The sequence below is a fragment of the Arthrobacter sp. 05L44 genome (genome assembly GCF_056397605.1).
Map to the genome: position 1 here is coordinate 207,767 of NZ_JBFTNS010000001.1, position 21,184 is coordinate 228,950.

16 protein-coding genes are annotated in these 21,184 nt (G+C 68.4%); 5 read left to right on the top strand and 11 right to left on the bottom strand.

What is annotated here, in order from left to right; all coding sequences use genetic code 11:
• Positions 1-24 precede the first annotated feature (24 nt).
• The 3 genes from AC1DHY_RS00975 to AC1DHY_RS00985 are packed head-to-tail and all read left to right on the top strand — an operon-like array spanning position 25 to position 2,763.
• Positions 25-1,116 (top strand): Gfo/Idh/MocA family protein, encoded by a 1,092-nt coding sequence (locus tag AC1DHY_RS00975; RefSeq protein ID WP_476878884.1) that lies wholly within the window; start codon positions 25-27, stop codon positions 1,114-1,116.
• A gap of 55 nt (positions 1,117-1,171) precedes the next feature.
• Positions 1,172-1,972 carry an acylneuraminate cytidylyltransferase family protein gene (locus tag AC1DHY_RS00980; protein ID WP_476878883.1) on the top strand — a complete coding sequence of 267 codons (801 nt, stop codon included), beginning with the start codon at positions 1,172-1,174 and terminating at the stop codon, positions 1,970-1,972.
• Positions 1,969-2,763: an SDR family oxidoreductase gene (locus AC1DHY_RS00985; protein WP_476878882.1), complete on the top strand. Its 795-nt coding sequence runs from the start codon at positions 1,969-1,971 to the stop codon at positions 2,761-2,763. Before AC1DHY_RS00980 ends, AC1DHY_RS00985 begins: the two co-directional genes overlap by 4 nt.
• Before the next feature lie 43 nt (positions 2,764-2,806).
• Here AC1DHY_RS00985 and AC1DHY_RS00990 read toward each other — a convergent pair whose 3' ends face one another.
• The 4 genes from AC1DHY_RS00990 to AC1DHY_RS01005 are packed head-to-tail and all read right to left on the bottom strand — an operon-like array spanning position 2,807 to position 5,930.
• The gene (locus AC1DHY_RS00990) at positions 2,807-3,838 is read right to left on the bottom strand and encodes a hypothetical protein (RefSeq protein WP_476903033.1); all 1,032 of its coding nucleotides are present in this window, start codon (positions 3,836-3,838) and stop codon (positions 2,807-2,809) included.
• Positions 3,839-3,843: 5 nt separating this feature from the next.
• Positions 3,844-4,740 carry a glycosyltransferase family 2 protein gene (locus tag AC1DHY_RS00995; protein ID WP_476880545.1) on the bottom strand — a complete coding sequence of 299 codons (897 nt, stop codon included), beginning with the start codon at positions 4,738-4,740 and terminating at the stop codon, positions 3,844-3,846.
• Positions 4,740-5,153 carry a DUF2304 domain-containing protein gene (locus tag AC1DHY_RS01000; RefSeq protein WP_476880544.1) on the bottom strand — a complete coding sequence of 138 codons (414 nt, stop codon included), beginning with the start codon at positions 5,151-5,153 and terminating at the stop codon, positions 4,740-4,742. Before AC1DHY_RS01000 ends, AC1DHY_RS00995 begins: the two co-directional genes overlap by 1 nt.
• A 3-nt stretch (positions 5,154-5,156) precedes the next feature.
• Positions 5,157-5,930, bottom strand: coding sequence for a glycosyltransferase family 2 protein (locus tag AC1DHY_RS01005; RefSeq protein ID WP_476903034.1), 774 nt, complete (start codon positions 5,928-5,930; stop codon positions 5,157-5,159).
• A 135-nt stretch (positions 5,931-6,065) separates the two neighbouring features.
• Here AC1DHY_RS01005 and AC1DHY_RS01010 point away from each other — a divergent pair, with 135 nt between their 5' ends.
• Positions 6,066-8,135 carry a DUF6541 family protein gene (locus tag AC1DHY_RS01010; protein ID WP_476880573.1) on the top strand — a complete coding sequence of 690 codons (2,070 nt, stop codon included), beginning with the start codon at positions 6,066-6,068 and terminating at the stop codon, positions 8,133-8,135.
• Positions 8,136-8,236: 101 nt separating this feature from the next.
• Here the strand turns inward: AC1DHY_RS01010 and AC1DHY_RS01015 are convergent, their stop codons facing one another.
• The 6 genes from AC1DHY_RS01015 to glf all read right to left on the bottom strand — a co-directional run bounded on the left by AC1DHY_RS01015 (position 8,237) and on the right by glf (position 16,261).
• Positions 8,237-9,301 carry an ABC transporter substrate-binding protein gene (locus tag AC1DHY_RS01015; protein WP_476903035.1) on the bottom strand — a complete coding sequence of 355 codons (1,065 nt, stop codon included), beginning with the start codon at positions 9,299-9,301 and terminating at the stop codon, positions 8,237-8,239.
• An 88-nt stretch (positions 9,302-9,389) separates the two neighbouring features.
• Positions 9,390-11,381, bottom strand: coding sequence for a DUF6541 family protein (locus tag AC1DHY_RS01020; RefSeq protein ID WP_476879605.1), 1,992 nt, complete (start codon positions 11,379-11,381; stop codon positions 9,390-9,392).
• 35 nt (positions 11,382-11,416) lie between these two features.
• Positions 11,417-12,169 carry an ABC transporter ATP-binding protein gene (locus AC1DHY_RS01025; RefSeq protein ID WP_476879611.1) on the bottom strand — a complete coding sequence of 251 codons (753 nt, stop codon included), beginning with the start codon at positions 12,167-12,169 and terminating at the stop codon, positions 11,417-11,419.
• 5 nt (positions 12,170-12,174) lie between these two features.
• Positions 12,175-13,065, bottom strand: coding sequence for an ABC transporter permease (locus tag AC1DHY_RS01030; protein WP_476879606.1), 891 nt, complete (start codon positions 13,063-13,065; stop codon positions 12,175-12,177).
• A complete protein-coding gene (locus AC1DHY_RS01035; RefSeq protein WP_476879607.1) occupies positions 13,062-15,077 on the bottom strand; it encodes a glycosyltransferase in 2,016 nt (671 codons plus the stop codon). The genes AC1DHY_RS01030 and AC1DHY_RS01035 overlap by 4 nt, the downstream gene beginning before the upstream one ends.
• On the bottom strand, positions 15,074-16,261 hold the full coding sequence (gene glf / locus AC1DHY_RS01040) for a UDP-galactopyranose mutase (protein WP_476879608.1): 1,188 nt from the start codon (positions 16,259-16,261) through the stop codon (positions 15,074-15,076). The genes AC1DHY_RS01035 and glf overlap by 4 nt, the downstream gene beginning before the upstream one ends.
• Before the next feature lie 383 nt (positions 16,262-16,644).
• On the opposite strand from glf, the gene AC1DHY_RS01045 reads away from it, so the two are divergent.
• Entirely contained in the window at positions 16,645-20,727 is a 4,083-nt protein-coding gene (locus tag AC1DHY_RS01045; RefSeq protein ID WP_476903036.1) for an FtsK/SpoIIIE domain-containing protein, read from the top strand.
• On the opposite strand, the gene AC1DHY_RS01050 is transcribed toward AC1DHY_RS01045, so the two are convergent.
• Positions 20,710-21,177, bottom strand: a complete 468-nt coding sequence (locus tag AC1DHY_RS01050; protein WP_476879782.1) for a hypothetical protein — start codon at positions 21,175-21,177, stop codon at positions 20,710-20,712. The genes AC1DHY_RS01045 and AC1DHY_RS01050 overlap by 18 nt on opposite strands.
• Positions 21,178-21,184: the final 7 nt, after the last annotated feature.

Below are 21,184 nucleotides of genomic sequence, written 5' to 3' on the forward strand. Positions count from 1 at the left end.
CGCCTTTGAGAATAGAGTTGCCAGATGACCTTTTCATCATACTTGGACGATTCTAAGGTGATGGCGAGCGTCCCGACGCCTGCCGCACTGACCGCGGCGGACCGTCCCCTGCGCGCCCTGGTCCGCGGAACCGGTTCCATCGGGGCCAGGCACCTGCGGGTGCTGCACCGTCTGGGGGTCCAGGAACTTTTTGCGTGGCCCGTACGGCCGGCAACGCCCGGGGCGGCCCGCAACGCGGATTACCCGGACTCCGTGCAGCTGGTGCGGGGCTACCCGGAGGAACCCCTGGACCTGGTCATCATCGCCACCGAGACCAACCGGCACGTCGCCGACACCATTGAGGCGCTGGAGCGCTCCCCCGCCTCCATCCTGCTGGAAAAGCCCGTGGCCCCGTCCGCCGAGGAGGCCCGCGTCCTGCGGGACCATCCCCGGGCCAACACCATCACAGTCAGCGCACCCCTGCGTTTCCACCAGGGCCTGGCGCTGGCGGCGGAGGTCCTGCCGCGCCTTGGCCGTGTGACCAGCGCCCAGGTGCTCTCCCAGTCGTGGCTGCCGGACTGGCGGCCCGGCCGGGACTTCCGGAGCAGCTATTCGGCCCGGAAGGACGACGGCGGCGTCCTGCGCGACCTGGTCCACGACATCGACTACCCCGCCCTGCTCCTCGGCGCCCCGGCCTCGGTCAAGGCCACCCTCGGTGAGGGAATTCTCGGCATCGAAGCCGAGGAGTCGGCCGACATGCTGTGGGGCGACGGACCCTGCGTGCACCTGCGGCTCGACTATGTGACGCCGGTCAAGACACGCAGCATCCGGATCACCACCGACCAGGGTGCCCTCGTGTGGGACGTCGTCCGGAACGAGGTGACCCTGGACTGGGCCGCCTCCGCAGACCAGGGTCCCGCCGGGCCGGTCAGCGCCGTCTTCCCGGAGGATGCCGACGTCGACGTCGTGCTGGCCCGCCAGTCACTGGCCGTGCTGGAACGGGCCGGCAACGTGCAGGGACGCTCCATGGAACTGTTCTCGCCCGCCGGGCTGGGCGAAGGCCTGCTGGCAGTGGCGATCTGCGACGCGGCCAGGCTGGCCTCGGCGGCCGGCGGAACTGAAAAGGTACTGTGGTGATACCGCAATCCGGCCCAGAACCATTGCGATCACACGACGAGGTTGAGAAATAACAATGAACGAAATAGCGTCAGCGCCCCGGGTCCTTGCAGTCATTCCCGCCCGGGGAGGCTCCAAGGGACTGCCCGGCAAGAACATCCGGCCGCTGATGGGCAAACCCCTGCTGGCCCACAGTGTGGCACTTGCGGCGCTGCTGGGTGAGAACGTCCGGTGCATCGTGTCCACGGATGACCAGGAAATTGCCGACGCCGCCCGCGTCGCCGGCGCCGAGGTCCCCTTCCTCCGCCCTGCCGACCTCGCCAGCGACACCGCGCCGATGAGCGTGGTCCTCCGGCACGCGCTCGAGACCATGGAGGCCCTCGACGGCACCACGTATGACATGGTCCTATTGCTGGACCCCACCAGCCCCACCCGTACGCCCGAGAGCGTCAACGAGGCCATCGGGACCCTGAGCAGCAGCAGCGAGCTGGACGGCGTCGTGGCCGTGTCCGAACCCTTCTTCAACCCCACCTGGGTGGGCGTCAAACCGCAGCACGAAGGCGGGATCGAACTCCAGCGCTACTTCGCCGAAGGCACCGGCGTGGTTCGGCGCCAGGATGTGTCCCGGTTCCTGCGGATCAACGGCAGCTTCTACGTGTGGCGGGCCGAATTCATCCGCCGGCTCGAGAAGAGCTGGTTCGACGAGGGCCGCCACGGTTACGCCGAGATTCCGGAGACGCACGCGTTCAGCATCGACGACGAGAACGAGTTCCTGCTGGTCGAAGCCGTGGTCTCGGCCGGACTGGCCCCGCTCCCCGGCTACAACGGGGCCGACACTTCCTCCCGTGCATCCCTGGAACAGGACCCGACCGTATGAACAGCCCGCAGAACCTCTTTTCCCTGGCCGGCCGGACCGCCCTGGTAACCGGCGGCGCCGGTCCGCTGGGAAGTGTCCTGGCTGATGCCCTGGCCGCACAGGGCGCAGACATCATCATCTCCGACATCCACGAACAGGCCTGCAAGGACGTTGCCGCCGGCCTGCAGGACCGCCACGGGGTGGCAGCCCGCGGGATCGCCTCGAACCTGCTGGAAACCGACGGCACCCGCAAACTGGTCGAGGCCATCGAGGGTCCGCTGGACATCCTGGTGAACAATGCGGCGTTCACCGGAACCTCCGGCGTCCCGGGCTACGCGGTGCCGTTCGATGAGCAAACCGATGAGGCGTTCGAGCTCGCGTCCTCCCTGAACCTGCGGGCGCCGTTTTCCCTCGCGCGGAGGCTGGCGCCGAAGCTGGCCGAGAGCGAGGGGGCCTCGATCGTCAATGTGTCCTCGATCTACGGCATTGTCGCCCCGAACATGGGCCTCTACGAGGGAACCCGGATGGGCAACCCGGCCGCCTATGGTGCGACCAAGGGTGGCATCGTCCAGTTGACGCGTTACCTCTCCACCGTGCTGGCGCCCCGCATCAGGGTCAACGCGTTCGCCCCCGGGGGCATCGCCCGCGGACAGGACAGCGCCTTCACGGAGCGCTACGAGAAGCTCACGCCGCTGGGCCGGATGGCTACCGAGGACGATTTCCGCGGCGTCGTAGCGTGGCTGGCGTCGGACGCGTCACGCTATGTCACGGGCCAGACCATCGCCGTCGACGGCGGCTGGAGCGCCTGGTAACCAGGCCGTCCAGCCGCCGCGCGGCGTCAGTGTTTCCTGGGCCCTAGGGCCGCAGGGGCTCCACGGCCGCCATCGCCGGCAGCTTCGGCAGCGGCGAGGGCAGGTGCTGCAGCGGGTGCTTGATCCAGTGCCACGGCGAGAGGCCCTTCTCCGTGGCGTGCGCACCCTCGGGGACCTTCTTCAGGCCCAGGACGGTCTGGGCCTTGGTCAGCGGGCCGCTGGCCCAGTACTCCAGGAACGGGACCACGGTGTGGGTGTCCCAGCCGAGCAGCCGGGACAAGTCGTGCGGGGCGCGCATGTCGCCGCGGCCCAGCTCGGCCTCGGCGATCGAGGTCAGGACGTGCTGGGGCGTTGATTCCTCGTAGAATTCCGGCCACAGGTCCCGCATGACCAGGCCCGGGTCCGCGGCGGCGTTGGCGCCCAGCCGGAAGTCCGGCCCATAAATGGCGACGTCGGCCCCGCTGACGGCGGCGTACATGATGGACGTCGACAACCGGTTGGACACCACCCGTTTGGCCACGGACATCATCCACAGAATGCGGCCGATGAACTGCGGGTCGCGGCGGTCCCCGGCGCTGACCACGTCGTGGCCGGCCGAGCGCCAGGCGTCCAGGATCTCGGCGTTGTGCAGGTCGTCGATGTGGAGGCACACCGTGGCCGGGCCCTCTTTCTCCCGGACCATCCGCGCGTACGCGCCGTGGTCACCGTCCACCTTGAGCAGCGCCGTCCCGTGGAGCGGGAGCACCAGGGTACGGTCGGACCGCTCCGGAACGGCGCCCTCGGCGCGGGCAGCGTCGAGAAGGTAGAGGTACGGCGCACCGATGGCGTCCAGCATGGGGGTGCCGTCGCTGAAGAAGTTGCCGGCATCTTCCGGGCTCCAGCCCCGGGAGGAGCTGGTCCAGGACAGCCGGCGCCGGGCCGGGCCCCAGCTGGCGAAATCGCCGAACTGGGCCGTTACCGGGCTGCTGACCGTCCAGCCGTGCTGGATGAGGCCGGAGACGTGGCGGAGCCTGCGGGAGCCGCAGTACAGGGCGAAAACGGCAGAGTGGCCGTAGTAGTGGTTCTGGATGTCCATAGCGGTCAGGGCCGTACGGCGTGCGTGACGAGCTTGCGCAGGCCCGGCCACATCTTCTTCGAGACCACCTTGGGGGTCAGCGAAACGGCGTTCAGGCGGGACGTCAGGTGCCAGCGCGCGGCGCGGGCTGCCGAGGTCCATCCCTTGGCGCCGAAGTCACGGACGCACTCGTCAAAGAAGGCACGCTCCTCGGCGAACCGGCGGCCATCCAGGGCACGGACCGAGGAGTCCGATTCGCGGTGGCGGCGGTACTGGAAGCAGACGGTGTCCACAACGGCCATCTTGCCGCCGCTGAGGATGATGTCGACGGCCAGCGCGAGGTCCTGGACGACGTCGTACTGGGGACGGAAGTCGTGCTTCTTGATGGCCTCGGCGCGCCAGGCAACCGACGGGAAGTACAGCCAGTCACCCACCATCAGGCTCTCGGCGATGGCTTCGCCGGCGACGATCGCTTCGGACGTCTTTCCGACCAGCTTGTGGCGGAGGAACTGCTTCACCGAGTCGCCCAGGGGCTGGTACACGGCGCCGTTTTCGTCGATGACCTCGACTCCGGGCTGGACAATGCTGACGCTGGGGTCCTGGAAGGCCTTGCGGACCGTGCTGAGGTAGTTCGGCAGCATCAGGTCATCGGCGCCCATGATGACCACGATGTCGTGTTCGACCAGGCCGACGCATTTCTTGTAGTTGCCGTTGGCCCCGAGGTTGGCTTCGTTGCGGTAGTACCGGATGCGGTCGTCGGTGGCTACCAGACCGGCGAAGTAGTCCGGCAGGGTGTCGTCGGGGTACCCGTCGTCGACAATCGTGAACCGGAAGTCCTTGTCGTCCTGTGCGAGTACGGAGGAAACGGCAGCCTTCATCATGGCCACGTCGCCGTAGTACGGGAACATTACGTCAATAGTCACTATTTTCTTCTCTCGGTTGGCGGCACGGCGGAAGCCGTCGCGGCCTCGCCTGCCGTCGGCTGGATTGGTTGGGATTCCCGCTGGAGTCGTTCCACGGAGGACCGCAGAATGGCGACTTCCTCGGCAAGAATTCGGGTCTCATCTTCAAGAATGGTCAGTTCGCGCGACACGTGGAGGCTGACGCCCACGAGCAGCAGGATCGCCAGGGCGAACAACAGGTTGGACGGAACGACGACGCCGACCACCGAGGCCGCCCAGTTGAGCAGGCGGGGGAAGATGCCCAGGATGATCGTCAGCGTGCCGATGACCAGCCACAGGATGGCGTACTTCTCCCGCAACCTGCCGTTGCGGAGCATGATGAGGACGACGGCCACCATCACGATGGACAGAATCAAGGAACCTGCAACGTTCATGCCTTAGGCACTTCCCTCTCCGGCAATGTCGCCGGACAGCGGCGCATGCAGTTCGGCCGCGCGCGGAGTCCGGCGGCGGGCCAGCGCGAAGCACAGGACCAGGCCTGAGCGCGCAAGATAAATAGATGCTTTGATGGGGCCCTGGCTGGGGGTACCGGCCTGGCGCTCCTTCATTTCGACGGGCACCTGCGTGACCCGGCAGCCGGACTTGACGGCCACCACGAGCGAGTCGATGGTGTCGCCGAGGTATTCGGCCGGGAAATGCGAGACGTACTGCCGGAGCGCGGTCTCGTTGGCGGCGCGGAACCCCGAGGTGACGTCCGTCAGCTGGGTTCCTGCTACGGCCGAGATCACCTTGGCCAGGAAGAACATGGCCCAGCGGCGGGGACCCTTGGCCCCGTAGTTGCCTTTGCCGGCGAAACGGGCACCGATCGAGATGTCCGCGTGCTCGAGACCTGCCAGGACACGGTCGATGTCGTGGGGATCGTGCTGGCCGTCCGCGTCCACCTGGATGACCGAGGTGTAACCGTTGCGGAGGGCGTATTTGAATCCCGCCCGCATGGCCCCGCCCACGCCAAGGTTAAAGGGCAGGCGCAGGACCGTGGCGCCGGCTTCCCGGGCAATCCTCGGAGTGTCGTCCTTCGAACCGTCGTCGACCACGAGAACAGAGTGCTGGGGGACTACAGCAAGGACTTTGCGGATGGTATTGCCGATGGCCTCGGCCTCGTTCCAAGCCGGCATGACAATTAAAACGCCGGAACGCTGTGAGTTACCCATGGTTTGAAAGTATAGCAACGAGCGGCTGCCGCCCTTTTGCAGGCGCCGGCCTCCGGCCCGGGCGCCCTCCGCAGGATTCGTGACGCCGTCTGCATACTTGTAGGGTTGGCTCTGAAACTTAGGAGACTGGATTCAATGACTTGGTGGGAAACTCTTCCTACGCTGGCTGCGACTGCGCTGGTTTACTTCCTTCCCGGTTTGATGATCCTGGCAGCGGCCGGACTTCGCCGGTTGAACCTGCTGGCGTTGGCTGCCCCGGTGTCGGCGTCCGTTTCGGGCATGACGGCGATCATCCTGCCGTATCTGAAGCTGCCCTTTAACCCGGTGACGTACTTCGCGGTCAGCGTGTTCGCGGCCGCCGCGGTGGCAGTGCTGCGCCTGGTCCTCCGCCGGCGCCGGTCACGGGCCGACGCCGGGGTGGCCGGGACCCGGTTCACCGGCTTCCTGGGCGCCAACGGTGCGCTGTCCCCCGCCGATACCGGAATCTGGCTGGCGCGGCTGGCGATCCCTGTTGCCGTCCTTATCCCCGCAGCGATCATCAGCCTTCGCTACATTGCCGGTTTCGGGTCGCCGGACAGCTTCTCCGAGACCTTCGACAACATCTACCACCTGAATGCTGTCCGCTACATCGCCGATACCCAGAACGGGTCAACGCTGACCCTGGGCAACCTCACGGCCGCCTCGAAGGGCCTGTACCCGGCCGCCATGCACGATTCCATGGCCCTGGTGCTGATGCTCGGCGCCCCCTCGGTCATGGCCGTCGTCAACGTGGGAACCATCGTGACGGGCGCCGTCGTCTGGCCGCTGGCGTGTATCTTCCTGATCAGCCGCATCGTGGGCTACCGGCCGATGCCGCTGCTGGCCGCAGGCATCCTCTCCGCCGGTTTCAGCGGATTCCCGTACCTGATGGTGGGCTACGGCGTCCTGTACCCCAACCACGCCGCCATCGCCCTCCTGCCGGCAGTCCTCGGACTGGCCATCGAAGCCCTCGGAATGTCCCGCACCCCGCCGGGTTCGCCGCTGGCACCGGTCCTGGCCCTCGCCGCCACCGTCCCCGGACTCGCCCTCTCCCACCCCAGCACCCTGGTGGCCTTGCTGGGCTTCGCCACCCCGGTGGTCATCGGCCGCCTGATCCGGTCTTGGCTCGCCGCGCGGGACGGCTCCGTCCCGAAGCGGCAGCCGCTGCTGTGGCTGGCGTTTACGGCCGCCTACGTGCTGGGTACCACCGCCGTCTGGGTGGTGGCGCGCCCCAGCCTCAGCTCCGCCGGCTGGACCCCGTTCCAGACCAACGCGCGGGCCATCGGCGAAATTCTCGGCAGCGCCCCGATGGGCACCACCACAGCCTGGGTCATGCTGGTGCTGACCATCATCGGACTGTACGTTGTGGCCCGCCAGCTGCGCCGCTACTGGTGGGTCGCGGGCATGTATGCCGCCGGCGCCGTGCTCTACCTGGTGGTGTCCAGCTGGAGCAACGGCTTCTTCCGCAACTTCCTTACCGGGGTCTGGTACACGGACAGCTTCCGGCTTGCCGCTCTCCTGCCCGTGGTGACCCTTCCCGTCGTCGTCCTCGGCGCTGAATGGCTGATCTGGCGGGCCCGTGCCCTGACCGGGGCACTGATCGCCACGGCGAAGGAGCGTCCGGCCGCACTCCCCCGGGTCGCGTCGGGCCTGGCGGGCCGCCTGCCGGCGTCGTCCGGGATCGCGATGGGCTGTGTGGTGCTGCTGGCTCTCGGCCTGGGCGCCCAGGGCGGCACGCTGTCCGGGGTACAGAGCCGGATCAGCACCATCTTTACGACGACGCCGACGGCGGCGCTGCTGTCCACCGACGAGGTTGCGCTGCTCAAGCAGGTCGCAGGCATCGTTCCCGCGGGCGACGTCGTGGTGGGCAACCCCCGCACCGGCGCCTCGCTGGTCTACGCCTTCTCCGGCCGCCGCGCCCTCGCCCCGCACATCTTCGGCATCCGCACCCCGGAAGAGCAGCTCCTCCTCGACCACTGGGATGAAGCCTCGTACAACAGCGCCGTCTGCCCGGCGGTCAAGTCACTCAAGGCCTACTGGGCGCTCGACTTCGGGAACACCGAGATCACTCCCCGCGCGGAGCCGCTCGTTGGTGTCCGCGACCTGACGGACAACACCGCACCGGGCGTGAAGCTCGTCAAGGCCGTGGGCAGTGCCCGCCTCTTCCGGGTTACCGCCTGCGGATAGCCGGCGTTCTCCGGCCTGAGGGCGGGTCACCGGCAGTTTGCGGGACAGACACAAAAGAGCCAGGCAGGGACGTTGGTCCCCGCCTGGCTCTTGTTTTGCGCTTATTTACCCTTGCTTTGCTGCCGCTCGTAGTACGCCGTCTTCGCCAGCTGCGGCACGATGTTCCGGCCGGCCCAGGCAACGCCCAGCGCTGACCCGGACCGCAGGGCCTGGTCCTCGATGCCGCTGGCGTAGAACAGGGATGACTGCTTGGCCGTTGACAGCGCCGGAAGTTTACCGCCGACGCGGATGTCGGCCATGTCGTCCTGGCTGACAGAGACAACCAGAATGTCCGCTGCGAGGTCGTTGGCCCGTTCATGCGGCCACACGTAGGACACGGGCGAGCCCTGGCCGCCGGAGGCGCGGCCTTCCTTGGCCACTGTGGCCAGCGAGGGCGCTGACACGAGTCCGAAGTCCTTCAGGGTGCTGACCATCACGGTGTTGTCCGGGGAGACCTGGAGGTCGGCTCCATCAGCAGAGGACGCTGCGGCGAACAGGACAGTGGTTCCCCTGAGGCCCGCGTAGTCACGTACGGCGTCACGGATGGCGCCCTCGGTCTTGGCCTGCAGGTCCGCTGCGGCGTCCGCACGGCCGAGCACCTTGCCGACGAGAGCGGACTTGGTGCGCCAGTCGCGGCCCGAATCCGCGGACTCGGCGAGCACCACGGGGGCGATCTCCGACAGTTTGGCGTAATCCGCGCGGGTGACGCTGCCGCCGACAGCCAGGATGACGTCCGGGTCGAGGTTGCGGATGTCGTCAAACGGGATCGCGACCTTGTCGCTGAGGAGGAACGGCGGGGCACCATCGATGTCGCGCATCGCGGCTGTGAACCACGGCGACGAGGCGGAGCCGGAGATCCCCACGGGGGCCAGTCCCAGCGCGGCACAGGTATCGGCGTCCGCGCTGCCCAGCGCCACAACGCGCTTGGGCGGTGCCGGGATTTTGGTGGTCCCGTAGCTGTTGGTGAGGCTCAGCGGAAAGCCGCTCGCGGAGACGTCGACGGCGGCGGCGTCCTTTTTGGCGCTGCACGCCGGCAGGGCCAGGGGCAGTGCGACCAGGGCGGCGAGGAATCCGCGCCGGCCGATCGCCTTGCCGGTGGTCGGTCCGTTCGGCGGCGTCATGGCCATAGTTGAATCCTCAGCATTTCGGTGGTGAACAAGAGTGCGGGCCCGATGGACAGGTCCGAGTTTACCGCCTGCGCGGCGGGCCGCCTGGCTACCGGCATGCGGTCAGTTTCAGGAGTTTCGCCCCGCCGTGCTGGTCGATCACGGTCGCCACGCCGGCCTTGTCGAGGTCCGCGAGGCCCGGGGCGGGGTGGTGTTCGTTGTTGACTTCCTGGGTGCCGAAGTCCAGCACATAGCCGATCTTCAGGCGGGAGACGGCCGGGCAGACAGCCGGGTCCGTTCGGGCGTCCCGCAACCGGGCCAGGATGATTTTGTCGTCGGGGTTCTCGTTGCTCGTCAGGATGTGCAGCTGCATGGTGCGCCTCCCGGCCAGGGCGTAAGCCAGGGCGCTGCCGTTGCCGGGGTTCGAGGCTATGACCGCATCCGTCGGCACGAACTTGTCCAGTTCGGCCAGCACGGCCGCCTCATCCGAAGTCAACAGCGGCGACTCCTGCGTCAGGGCGTAGCTCCCGCGGGCCACGGAGACCATGTCAGGAACGCTGCCCAGCTGCGTCAGGACCACCAGCACGACGGCGCCGGCGGCCGAGAAGGCGGCCCTCGCCGGCTTCCGGGACAACAGGGCCCCCGCGGGGGCTGTACCGCCGTCGGCGGCCGAACCACCGGCGCGGGCCGTGGCGAGCCGTGACCGGAGCCAGGTCCACGCGGCAGTCGCCCCGACGGCGGCCGGCACAACGACGGCCACCGGCAGCAGGGCGGCCAGCCGGTAGCTGTCGCTGTACCAGGTGCCTGAGAGGAAGTAGCGGAGCCGTCCGGCGGGGAAGCTGGAGACAGCCACGAACAGCAATGCCGCGATCAGCAGGACGCCGATCAGCCACCAGCTGCGCTGCCTGCGCACAGCCAGGACGACGCCGGCCACAGCCAGGACCGAGATCAGAATGGCAGGCGAGGTGCCCAGGGGCGCGTTGCCCGCCACCTGCAAAACGGCCCTGGGGATGGACTGGACCGGAGGCCAGAAGGCCGCGGCGAAGGAGGGCCGGGCCACAACCCACAGGGCGAGGGCCGCAGCACCGCCCGCTACGAGGGCCACGGTCCAGACCGCGGCCCGGACCTTGTTCGCGGTCCAGTCCCGGCGCCAGGCCCGGACCGAGACAACGTAAACGTAGAGGACGGCGGGTGCCAGGAAAGCCAGGAACGCCAGGAACGTGCTGGGGTGGGCCTGCGCCACGCCGGCAGCCCCGAGCGCCAGTACCACAACGGGCAGCGGGCCCCGGAGCTCCGGAACCGTGGACAGACCCAGCGCCTGGACGCCAAGCGCCAGCAGGCCCGGGAGCAGTGAGAGCGAGAGAAGGTTCGGGTACAGGACGCCGAAGTGGATCATCAACAGCGGGAAAGCCCCGAACCCTGCGGACAGGATTCCGGCGATGACCGAGGCGGCCCTGCTCTGGCCCAGCACCTGCTGGCAGAGGTAGACGCAGCCCAGGGGCCAGGCGACGGCGGCGATGGCGATGTTGCCGGCGTTGACGGCTACGGGGACGGACGCCGTCGTCGTCTGGGCGATCAGTGAAATGAAAGCGTGCCAGCCGGCCGGGTAAAAGGCTCCGCCCGTCATGGCGCCCAGGGTCAGGGACGACGCCTGGCCGGTGTCCTCGATGTAGCGGATGGCGTTGAGGTGGAAGATGTTGTCAAAGGTCTGCGAAATGTGGTCCGGCGCCCCGATGACGTCAACCATCCGCGCGCAAATGATGACCCCGCCGAGGGCGGCGCCGCCGAGGGCCCACCAGAAACGTCCGTCGATGCGGCGCTCAGTGTGCAGCGTGCGCCACCGGGCCGGCAGGAGGCGCCGTACGCCCAGCGCCGCAACGACGCCGACGGCGGTCAGCCCGGCGACCGGCCACAGCGACCACGGGATCCTGATAAACGGGGCGAGCAGCCCGGCGACGGACACCAGCGCGATGGACAGGACCGGGGCGAGCGCGGCGACGGCGAAGGCTTTGAGCCCGAGGGCACGCCCCAGGAGCAGGCCCGGCACGATCAGCAACAGGACTGCCGTCAGTACCGCGGGCAGGCTGGCAAACCAGGACATCTGTGCTGACTCCTCGGAAAAGTTGGGACGGCGGACTAGGACGCCGCGGCCGACCGGCGCCGCAGCTCCGACACGACCTCGGTGACCGGGCCGTCCAGGACCACGTTGCCGTGCTCGAGGAGGACGCCCCGCTCGCAGACGGTAGACACAAGGTCGAGGTCGTGGCTGACGACAAAAAGCGTCTTGCCGGCTTCTGCCAGCTCCTTGATCTTCGCGATGCATTTGCGCTGGAACGGCTCGTCACCGACCGCGAGGATCTCGTCGATCAGGAAGATCTCCGGGTCCGTGTGCACAGCGATGGAAAACGCGAGGCGCAGGTACATTCCCGAGGAGTAGAACTTCACCTCGGTGTCGATGAACTCACCGATCTCGGCGAATTCGACGATCGAGTCGAACATCTCGTTGATCTGCTTCTCGGTCATCCCCAGGATGGCGCCGTTCAGGTACACGTTGTCGCGGCCGCTGAGATCGTGGTGGAAGCCTGCCCCCACCTCGATGAGCCCGGCCACCCGCCCGCGGGTGCGGACGGAGCCGGCGTCGGGCTGCAGCACACCGGAGATGAGCTTCAGCAGCGTGGACTTGCCGGAGCCGTTGAGGCCCAGCAGCGCCACCGTCTCGCCCTGGCGGACGTCAAGGGAGACGTCGCGCAGCGCGTCGAAGACCTTGTACATGTCGCCCTTGCGTCCGCGGACGAACCACACCAGGGCCTCCTTGAGGGACCGGGTGTGGCGCAGCACGAACTTCTTGCGCACGTCGTTGCACGTGATCGCCAGCATCTTTTCCTGCATGGCGCTCACAGCTCCTGGGCAAATCGGACGGAAAGTTTACGGAAGACCAGCTGGCCGACGAACAGGATGACCAGCGACACTCCGAGCGCCACCGGCGCCCAGACCGAGGCGAGCCCGTGCATCACGGGGGCTGCCGCCAGCTGGGCGGGGTTCAGCGTCGGGTACCAGAAGCCCCAGTGGAAGATTTCGACGGCGACGGTCATCGGGTTCAGCTGGTACAGGAAGAAGTACGGGCCGAGGGCCCGCTCAACCATGGTCCAGACGTAGAGCACGGGGGACGCCCAGGTCACGATCATCAGGATCATGTCCACGATGTTCTCGGAGTCGCGGAAGTAGACGTTGGCCGCGCCGAACAGGAGCCCCAGCCCGGTCGCGAGAATGCCGACGATGACAAAGGCCAGTACCACGGCCGCGAGCTGAAGGATGCTCGGCGCCCAGCCCGTAAGCAGGCAGGCACCGATCAGCACGACTGTTTGCGGCAGGAAGTGGATCGCTGAGACCAGCAGCGTCGAGACCGGGAAGAGTTCGCGCGGCAGGTAGATCTTCCGGATCAGGTCCCGGTTGTCGACGATGGACCGCGTCGAATTGCCCAGGACCTCAACAAAGAAGTTCACCAGGATGATGCCGGAGAACAGGTAGATCGCGTAATTCGGGGTGCTGCCCTGAAGGTTCAGGAAGATGCCGAGCGCCACAAAGTAGACGAGGAACTGCATCAGCGGCTTCACGTAGGACCACAGCAGGCCCAGGACCGACCCGCGGTAGCGGACCTTGATTTCCTTGCGCACGAGGAGCTTGAGCAGGAACCATTCGCGGAACACGTCCCGCAGTCCTCCCCCTTCGCCGGGGGTGGTCAGCGGCGAAACCGCTGTCCCGCCGCCGGATGGAGTGGCGGTCATATCTTCGCCTCTCCCCTTTCCTGGTCCTTGACGGCTACGGCCGCGAACGTTTCCTGCCAGGCTTCCCGTCCGGTGAAGGCCGGGAGCGCCTCTTTGTACTTGCGGGCGTTGTTGTCCCACTCGGCCATCAGTTTCATGTGCAGCCGGACCGTGCGCAGGAGCATCGACCCGAAGGTCTTCCGGTCCCGCTTGTACCAGGAGGCGCCGCTGCCGTCGGAGGAGGACACCAGGGCCGAGTCCAGGGCGGCGAGCCGCCACCAGCGGGCTTCCGCTGCCGGGACGGAGACCTGCGGGTTGGTCATGGCCTCCTCGCGGACGGGCCGGAGCTGCCGCAGCAGTCCGGATGCGGCGCGGACCAGCGACTCGGCCACGTAGTTCGGCTCGTGGTCAGCGTCCACCTCGCCGGAGCTGAGGACCCTGGGGAACGAATGCAGGTCGGGGGTGATCCGTGCGTCGGTGAACCCGGAGCGGGTCTTGCGTACCCAGTCCAGCCTGTCCGCGATGGTGGCGTGCAGGTGGTCCGGTCCGCTGAGGACATCCTCAAGGGCCTTGAGCCGGACTTCGACAGCCGAGTACTGCATCGAAATGAGGTGCCGGACGTCCACCGCGATGCTTTCGAACGGCATCCGGCCGCCCTTCTTCCGCGGCGAGTGGCTGAGCGCGGCTACCCAGCGGTTGCGCTGGTGGTAGTAGGCCTGCCAGTCGATGGTGTCGTCTTTTTCGCTCCAGGGCATGTGCCAGACGGCGGCACCGGGCAGGGTGACCGTGCTGATGCCGTGTTCCTTGGCGCGGATGCCGTATTCGGCGTCGTCCCACTTGATGAAGACCGGGAGGGCATAGCCGACCTCTCGGACAATGGAGGTGGGGATCATGCACATCCACCAGCCGTTGTAGTCGACGTCGATCCGGCGGTGCATCCAGGGTGTGGTGCGCAGGTTGCTGGCGCCGAAGTCGTGGGCTTCCTTGGTGTTCACGGCGGGACGCCAGAAGTAGCGGACGTCGTCGACCTGCTCGCCGTAGGTGTGCAGCACCGACCGCTCGTACAGGTTGAACATGTGTCCGCCCACGATGGTGGGAGTCCTCGTGAAGTCCGCGAAGTTGACGGCGCGGAGGATGCCCTCGGTTTCGATGCTGACATCGTCATCGAGCAGCATGACGTACTTGCTGCGGCCATCCTTGAGCGTCTCGTCCATACCGCGCGAGAACCCGCCGGACCCGCCGATGTTGCCCTGCTCGATCACCTTGAGCCGGTCGCCGAGCACTGCCGCCTGCTCCTCGAACTGCGGCTGGGCGCGGACCTTGTCCGTGCCCTGGTCCACGAGGATGAAACGGTCCAGGATGTCGACGACGCCGGCGTCCCCGGCGAGGGTTCCGATGTGGCGCAGCGCGTAGTCGGGCCGGTTGAAGGTGGTCACCGCGATGGAGAGGGTGCCGGGCTCGAAGCCTTCGGGTTCCTGGACGGACCAGCCGGCGCTCTTGAGCGCCACCGGCGTCCCGTGGGCCACGAGGTCGAACCAGTACCAGCCGCCGTCAACGAAGGTCTTCAGCGGCAGGTCGAACGTCACCTCGCCGCCCTGTGAGGCGTGCGTGCTCTCCACCCGGTTCGCGGTGCCGCGGGGGCTGGAGCGGTAGACGATGACCGTTGCCTCGGCGTCGACGTCCACCGTCAGGCGGACGGATTCGACGGCGGTGTGGTTCCGCCAGTAGCTGGCGGGGAACGCGTTGAAATACGTGCCCAGCGACACCCGCCGGAACGCCGGCAGGGTCATGCTGTTGCGGCCGGTGATGAAGCCGGAGTGCTGGTGCGAGGTCGCGGGCGTGGTCGGCGGCGCCGAAATGCGGCCCCGGCGCAGGGCGCGCTTGGACAGCTGCACCACACGCTGGACCGGGTTGAAGTCGACGTAGAGCGGGAGGACGTCGGTGTCGCCGTCGACCGGCAGCACTACGCGGTGGACTGTCCGGAAGGGGCGCTGCCCTTCGGTCCGGGTCGAGTCGTCCACGGCTACGCTCATGCGTCCACTCCTCCGCTTTCAATCTTGGTTCCGGACTCGAAGTGCGGCCGGATCTTGTTCTCGAACATGGTCAGGGCCGAACCGATGGCCATGTGCATGTCGAGGTACTTGTAGGTCCCGAGGCGCCCGCCGAAGAGGACATCCTGCTCGGCAGCCGCGAGGTCGCGGTACTTGAGCAGCCGCTCACGGTCGGCGGAGGTGTTGATCGGGTAGTAGGGCTCGTCGCCCTTCTCCGCGGCGCGGGAGAATTCGCGCATGATGACGGTCTTTTCCGTCTGGTAGTCGCGCTCGGGGTGGAAGTGGCGCGGCTCGATGATGCGGGTGTACGCGACGTCGGCGTCGTTGTAGTTGACCACCGAGGTGCCCTGGAAGTCCCCGACGTCGAGCACTTCTTCCTCGAAGTCGATGGTGCGCCACGAGAGGTCACCCTCGGCGTAGTCGAAGTAGCGGTCCACGGGGCCGGTGTAGACCACGGGAATGTTGCCGACCACTTTGTCTTTGCTGTATTCGTGCGAGTCGTCGAAGAAGTCCGTGTTGAGCCGGACCTCGATGTTCGGGTGCTCGGCCATCTTCTCGATCCACGCGGTGTAGCCGTTGGTCGGCAGGCCCTCGTACTTGTCGTTGAAGTAGCGGTTGTCGTAGTTGTAGCGCACCGGGAGGCGGGAGATGATGCCGGCGGGCAGGTCCTTGGGGTCCGTCTGCCACTGCTTGCCGGTGTAGTGCTTGATGAACGCCTCGTAGAGCGGCCGGCCGATGAGCTGGATGCCCTTGTCGTTCAGGTTCTGCGGGTCCGTGCCGGCGAGCTCGCCGGCCTGTTCCTTGATCAGGTCCTGGGCCTGGCCGGGCGTAAGGTTCGCGCGGAAGAACTGGTTGATGGTGGCCAGGTTGATCGGCAGGGAGTAGACCTCACCCTTGTGGACGCCATAGACCTTGTGCACGTAGTTGGTGAACGTCGTGAAGCGGTTGACGTACTCCCAGACGCGGTCGTTCGAGGTGTGGAAGAGGTGGGCACCGTACCGGTGTACTTCGATGCCGGTCTGCTCCTCCTTTTCGCTGTAGGCATTACCGCCGATGTGGTGGCGGCGGTCGATGACAACAACCTTCAAGCCCAGCTCAGTGGCGGCCTGTTCTGCGATTGTCAGGCCGAAAAAGCCCGACCCTACGATGACGAGGTCAGCGGTCACAAAATCTCCTGGTTCGAATGTGGGCAGCGCAACGTTGTGCATTGTCTGCTGCTCTAGACTACCGAGGCTTTCGCCGGAGCCACGAATCGCGGCCGCGCCACGCTGGGCCGGCCCGGCACCCGGGAGCTGCCGCGCCGCGGGATTGCGGCCTTGGACGGAGGTACTTTTCCACATCCGGTCCTTTTCCACATGGCCGCCTTCCCGTGCCCGCCTGGCCGGGGTCCGTCCGTAGCGTGGAGGGGTAGTGCGGAGCCGGGCGTCCGACGGCGGCTGGGCCGCTGCGTGCAGGCCACGGCGTGCGGGAGTACTCAGAAAGGGGAAGTCCGGTGTTGCTGCAATGCACCCTTGTCCGGGGCCCGGGGGCGGCGCAGGCCACGGGGCCCGTGGAACTCACGATCGAACTGCCCGCAGGGTGCTCCGGGGCGGACGTCGAGGCTGCCATGGCCCGGCGCTTCGGGACCGGCATGTTGTCCGTGGCAGGGCTGCCCCTGGCCGGGCTGACCGCGGGTGCAGAACCTCTGGTGAACGGCGCGGTACTCGTTGACGGGGCCGGAGTGGTTGGCGGGGCCGGGACGGTCGATGGCTCGGGCGGGCCACTGTCCCATGACTCGGGACCGTCTGCCGGGCCACCCTTGCTGCTCGCCGTCCTGAGCGGCCCCGGCGCCGGAATGGTCCTCCCCCTGCGCCGGGGGCGCTACCGCGTGGGCCGCAGCGGAACGGAGCTCATCCTTCCGGATCCCGACCTGTCCCGCGAACACGCACAACTGGACGTCGGGCCCTCCGGCGTCATGCTCGCCGACCTTGGCAGCGCCAACGGAACAACCGTCGACGGCACACCGGTGGGCAGCGCCCGGGTCTCCAGCGATTCGGTCATCGGCTGCGGCCAGTCAACACTGGGCCTGATCGTTGGGAGTAGCCGCCGCGGGACCGCCGGCGAGGGAACGCCGGCGGCCCTGTCCGGGGCCGGCTCCGATACAACCGAACCGCTGCGGGTCCCGAGCCCCGGTGCGCCTCCCAACCGCGCTGCGCTCGTCCTCACTGCAGTCCTGCCGCTGGCGGTCGGCGTGGCATTGGCGGTCATAACGGGGATGTGGATGTTCCTTGCCTTCTCCGGGTTCTCGGCCGTCTCTGTCCTGGTCCCGGCCCTGTCGGGCCGGAGGCGCCGGCGCGAACTCGCGGCGGCGGTCGCTGCCGCCGCAGCAGCAGACGCTGCCCGCCGGCGCCGGGCCGCACCGCCCGCCGTCGACCTTCTCCTCAGCCCCGGGGCGCAGGCGGACGGCGACGACGAAGCCGAGGAGGCCGGGCCGGTGTGGCTGCGGCTGGGGCTGGCGCCGGGTATGGCGCGGATCCGGCTGGACCCGGATGATCCCAGCTTCCGGGCCCCGCCGCTCGGGGCCGTGCCGGTGTGCCTGAATCCCAACGCGTCCACCCGCGTTGGGGGTCCCGCCCGGGATGTCGCCGGGCTGGTCCGGTTCCTCGTTATGCAGCTAGCGGGCTATCCCAGGGCAGGGCGGACCCGGATACTGCTGCACGGGCCGCCCGACTCCTTGCCGCTCGCAGCACGGTTTCTTTCCCAGGTCTCCCTGTCCGCGGACGTCGCGGGAACCGCGGCCCGGGTTGCCGCCGGCCCGGGGGCAGGCTTCGACCGCGGCGTGCTGTTTGTGATGGCCGGGGCAGCAGACACCGGGTCCCTGTGTGCGACGGCGGCCCGTGCCGGCTGGCAGGTTCTGGATTGCTCCGCGTCATCCCCCGACGACTCATCCCCCGACGACGTTGGCCAGAGCGTCCTGCTGGCTGACCGCGGGGCGGTACTGGCCACCGGCGCCACCCGGACGCCTTTCACCCCGGATCTGGTCCCCACCGAGGTTTTCGACCGGTATTGCCGGCGCGCCCGCCGGCCACCGGGACCCGCCGGCGTCGCGGGGCGGATCCCCGATGTGTCCCTCCTCCCTGATCTCCTGCCCTTGTCGGCCGGCGGGATCCGGCAGAGCTGGGCCGCAGCACGCCGCGACCCCGGCGGAGGCCTGCCCGTTCCCGTTGGCCTGTCCGCGTCGGGACCAGTGCGTCTGGACCTGCAGGCCGACGGGCCGCACGTGCTGGTCGCCGGGACCACGGGCTCGGGCAAGTCGGAGTTCCTGCGGACCCTTGTTGCAGGGTTGGCCGCCACATATCCACCGGACGTCGTCAACCTGCTGTTCGTGGATTTCAAGGGCGGCTCGGGGCTGGGGCCTTTGACGGGACTGCCGCACTGCGTGGGCATACTGACGGACCTCTCCGTCCCCGACGTGGCGCGCAGCCTGGCGTCGCTGCGCGCCGAGGTGCGTTGGCGGGAGGAACTGCTGGCCGGGGCCGGTGTGCCCGATCTGGCGGCGTACCAGGTAAAAGCACGGCACCCGGCTCCCGGCTGCCCGCCGCTGCCGCACCTGGTCCTGGTGATTGACGAGTTCCGGATGCTGGTTGAGGACGCCCCCGCCGCGCTGGGCGAACTGATGCGGATCGCCGCCATCGGGCGATCCCTGGGAATACACCTGGTGATGGCTACCCAGCGTCCACAGGGGGCGCTTTCGGCCGACATCAGGGCCAACGTCACGAGCTCTGTAGTGCTGCGGGTCCAATCAGAGCTGGAATCCAGTGACATCATGAATTCCCGGCTCGCAGCGGCGATTCCGCTCAACCGCCCCGGCCGCGCCTACCTCGTCCGGGGCAGCGGAGCACCGGAGGGGTTCCAGACCGCCACCCTGGCACCTCCGCGGAACGGTCCCGGGGGCCGGGTGCAGATCTGGGAAACCGCGGCCCTGCTGGGGGCCGGGGCGGCCGATCTCCCTTCCGTCCCGGCTATGGGCGGACTCCCCAACCCCGCCGAAGCGGCAGCTCCCGTGGTTGAGCTGGCGTCCCGGCTATGGGCGGAGCAGGGCGGGCCGCTCCCCCGGCGTCCGGTCGCCCGCCCGCTGCCGGCGCCGTTGCCGTTTCCCCTCCGGCGGTCACGGCGGCCCGCTGCGTCCTCAGTGCCCGGCGTACTGCTGGGGCTGAGTGACGTGCCGGAGTTCCAACGGCTGCAGGAGCTGGAGTGGCTTCCGGGCAGCCACGGACACCTGGCGCTGATCGGCAGCACCGACGGCGGTACACCGGACAGCCCCTCGGGGACTGCCCGATCCGTGGCCGGACAGTTGTTGGACAGTACAAAGGAGTCCCACCTGTACATGCTCGACGCGAACGGTGCACTGGACTGCCTGGCGGACTCGCCCCGGGTCGGGGCCTGGGCGGGGCTTCATGAACTGCGGCGTGCCGTCCGGGTACTGGAGCGCGTGGCCGGGGAAATCCGCGTCCGGCTGGCTCCCCCGGGCACCGCCGACGCCCCGCCGCTGGTCCTGGTGCTGAACGGCTGGGGGTCGTGGGCGTCGGCGCTCCGCTCGGGTCCCCTGGCGTGGGCGGAGGACCTGGTCCATGACATCATCCGCGACGGGCAGGCGGCCGGGGTGACGGCCATCGTGTCGGGGGGACGAGAGCTGGTTTCCGCGCGGTTCTTCGCGGCCTTGCCGAATCGTGTCTTCTTCCCGGCCGGGTCGACGGAGGAGAGCCGGCACGGCTGGCCGCGGCTGCCGGACCTGGCGCCCGTCCCCGGCAGGGTCGCGGTGGCGGGGCCCTTCGCCGAACCCGCCCCGCACGCCGCCCAACTCTACGAACCGCCTTCCCCAGGCCCGTCCGGCCGCCGCTCCGCCCTCCCTGCGGACCGCAGGCCATTCCGGGTGGAGCCGTTGCCGGCCCGGGTGGGTGTGGCCGAAGTCCGGGCACGGGTCGTGGCGGCCGGCCCCAGCCCGGCATTCTCGGGTCCGGCGCTCGCTGAACCGGGGCCCCGGCTCTGGGTCGGGGTCGGCGGGGACGAACTCCTGCCCATGGCTGTCCCGTTCCCCTCCGGCCGCGCCCTTGCCGTCCTCGGCCGGGGCGGATCGGGGAAGAGCTCCCTGCTGCGGGCGTTGCCGGGCCTCAACCCGGGCCGGACGTGGCTACATCCGGGCGCGGGTCAGTCGCCGGACAGCTATTGGGCCGCCGTCCTCAGACGCGCCCTGGCCGGCGAACTCAAGGGTGACCTGATTGCACTGGCCGACGATGCGGACCTGGCCGGCCCGGAGACGAACCGGTACCTGGCGGAGCTCAACGGCCTGGGCTGGGCAGTGGTGCTGACCGCGGGATTCGGCCCGGGCGTCTTGCAGCGGGTGCCTCTGGCCCTGCAGGCCCGGGTCCACGGCATGGGGATCCTGATCGGCGCCCGAACCCCTGGCGACCCGGACCTCTTCGGGATCCGGCTCGAGCCGGAAGACAACCCGCCGCCGGGCCGCGCCGTTGTGGTGCTCGACGGCCGTCCCACGGCGGTGCAGTTGGCCGTGGAGGGCAGCCCTCCGGACGGGTCAAGAGGAACCGCGGCAGGCTTAAAAGGAACCGCAGCAGGCTTAGAGGGCGCGGCTTGAGTCGCCAGTCCGGGACGCGTAGGCGATGACGCGTTTGTCGAAGAGCAGCACAATCGCCACGACAGCTGGCACGAGCATTGCGAGGCCCGCCAACGGGTAGCCGCCGGTCAGGGTCGGGAATCCGATGGTGAGCATAATCAGCTGCGCCACCAGCGCCCCGGACCGTGGCCACCGGTAGCCGCGGAACAGGAAATGGCCCACCGCGAAGAGGAAGGCCGAAAAAGCCAGTAGCAGGCCGAAAGTAAAGACGGCACCCCAGAACGACAGGACGGGAGCCCCGGTCAGGAGTTGGAAGCCGTACCAGCCGGCGGCCACCAGCAATGCCGTGGCCTCAAGGGCCGTAATGAGTGCGATGACGGTGGCTCCGGCGGGGCGCCCCGCGGGACGGGGCCCCGGCTCACCGGCCTGCGGCTCGGCGGGATCGGCGGGGTTCACTGGGGGTCTTGACACACTGGCA

Coding starts and splice junctions, on each gene's coding strand:
- AC1DHY_RS01000 (WP_476880544.1), bottom strand. CDS start 5,153: ATGAACGTTGCAGGTTCCTTGATTCTGTCCATCGTGATGGTGGCCGTC.
- AC1DHY_RS01020 (WP_476879605.1), bottom strand. CDS start 11,381: ATGTCCTGGTTTGCCAGCCTGCCCGCGGTACTGACGGCAGTCCTGTTG.
- AC1DHY_RS01025 (WP_476879611.1), bottom strand. CDS start 12,169: ATGCAGGAAAAGATGCTGGCGATCACGTGCAACGACGTGCGCAAGAAG.
- AC1DHY_RS01010 (WP_476880573.1), top strand. CDS start 6,066: ATGACTTGGTGGGAAACTCTTCCTACGCTGGCTGCGACTGCGCTGGTT.
- AC1DHY_RS01030 (WP_476879606.1), bottom strand. CDS start 13,065: ATGACCGCCACTCCATCCGGCGGCGGGACAGCGGTTTCGCCGCTGACC.
- AC1DHY_RS00975 (WP_476878884.1), top strand. CDS start 25: ATGACCTTTTCATCATACTTGGACGATTCTAAGGTGATGGCGAGCGTC.
- AC1DHY_RS01035 (WP_476879607.1), bottom strand. CDS start 15,077: ATGAGCGTAGCCGTGGACGACTCGACCCGGACCGAAGGGCAGCGCCCC.
- AC1DHY_RS00980 (WP_476878883.1), top strand. CDS start 1,172: ATGAACGAAATAGCGTCAGCGCCCCGGGTCCTTGCAGTCATTCCCGCC.
- AC1DHY_RS00990 (WP_476903033.1), bottom strand. CDS start 3,838: ATGGACATCCAGAACCACTACTACGGCCACTCTGCCGTTTTCGCCCTG.
- AC1DHY_RS01015 (WP_476903035.1), bottom strand. CDS start 9,301: ATGGCCATGACGCCGCCGAACGGACCGACCACCGGCAAGGCGATCGGC.
- AC1DHY_RS01005 (WP_476903034.1), bottom strand. CDS start 5,930: ATGGGTAACTCACAGCGTTCCGGCGTTTTAATTGTCATGCCGGCTTGG.
- AC1DHY_RS00985 (WP_476878882.1), top strand. CDS start 1,969: ATGAACAGCCCGCAGAACCTCTTTTCCCTGGCCGGCCGGACCGCCCTG.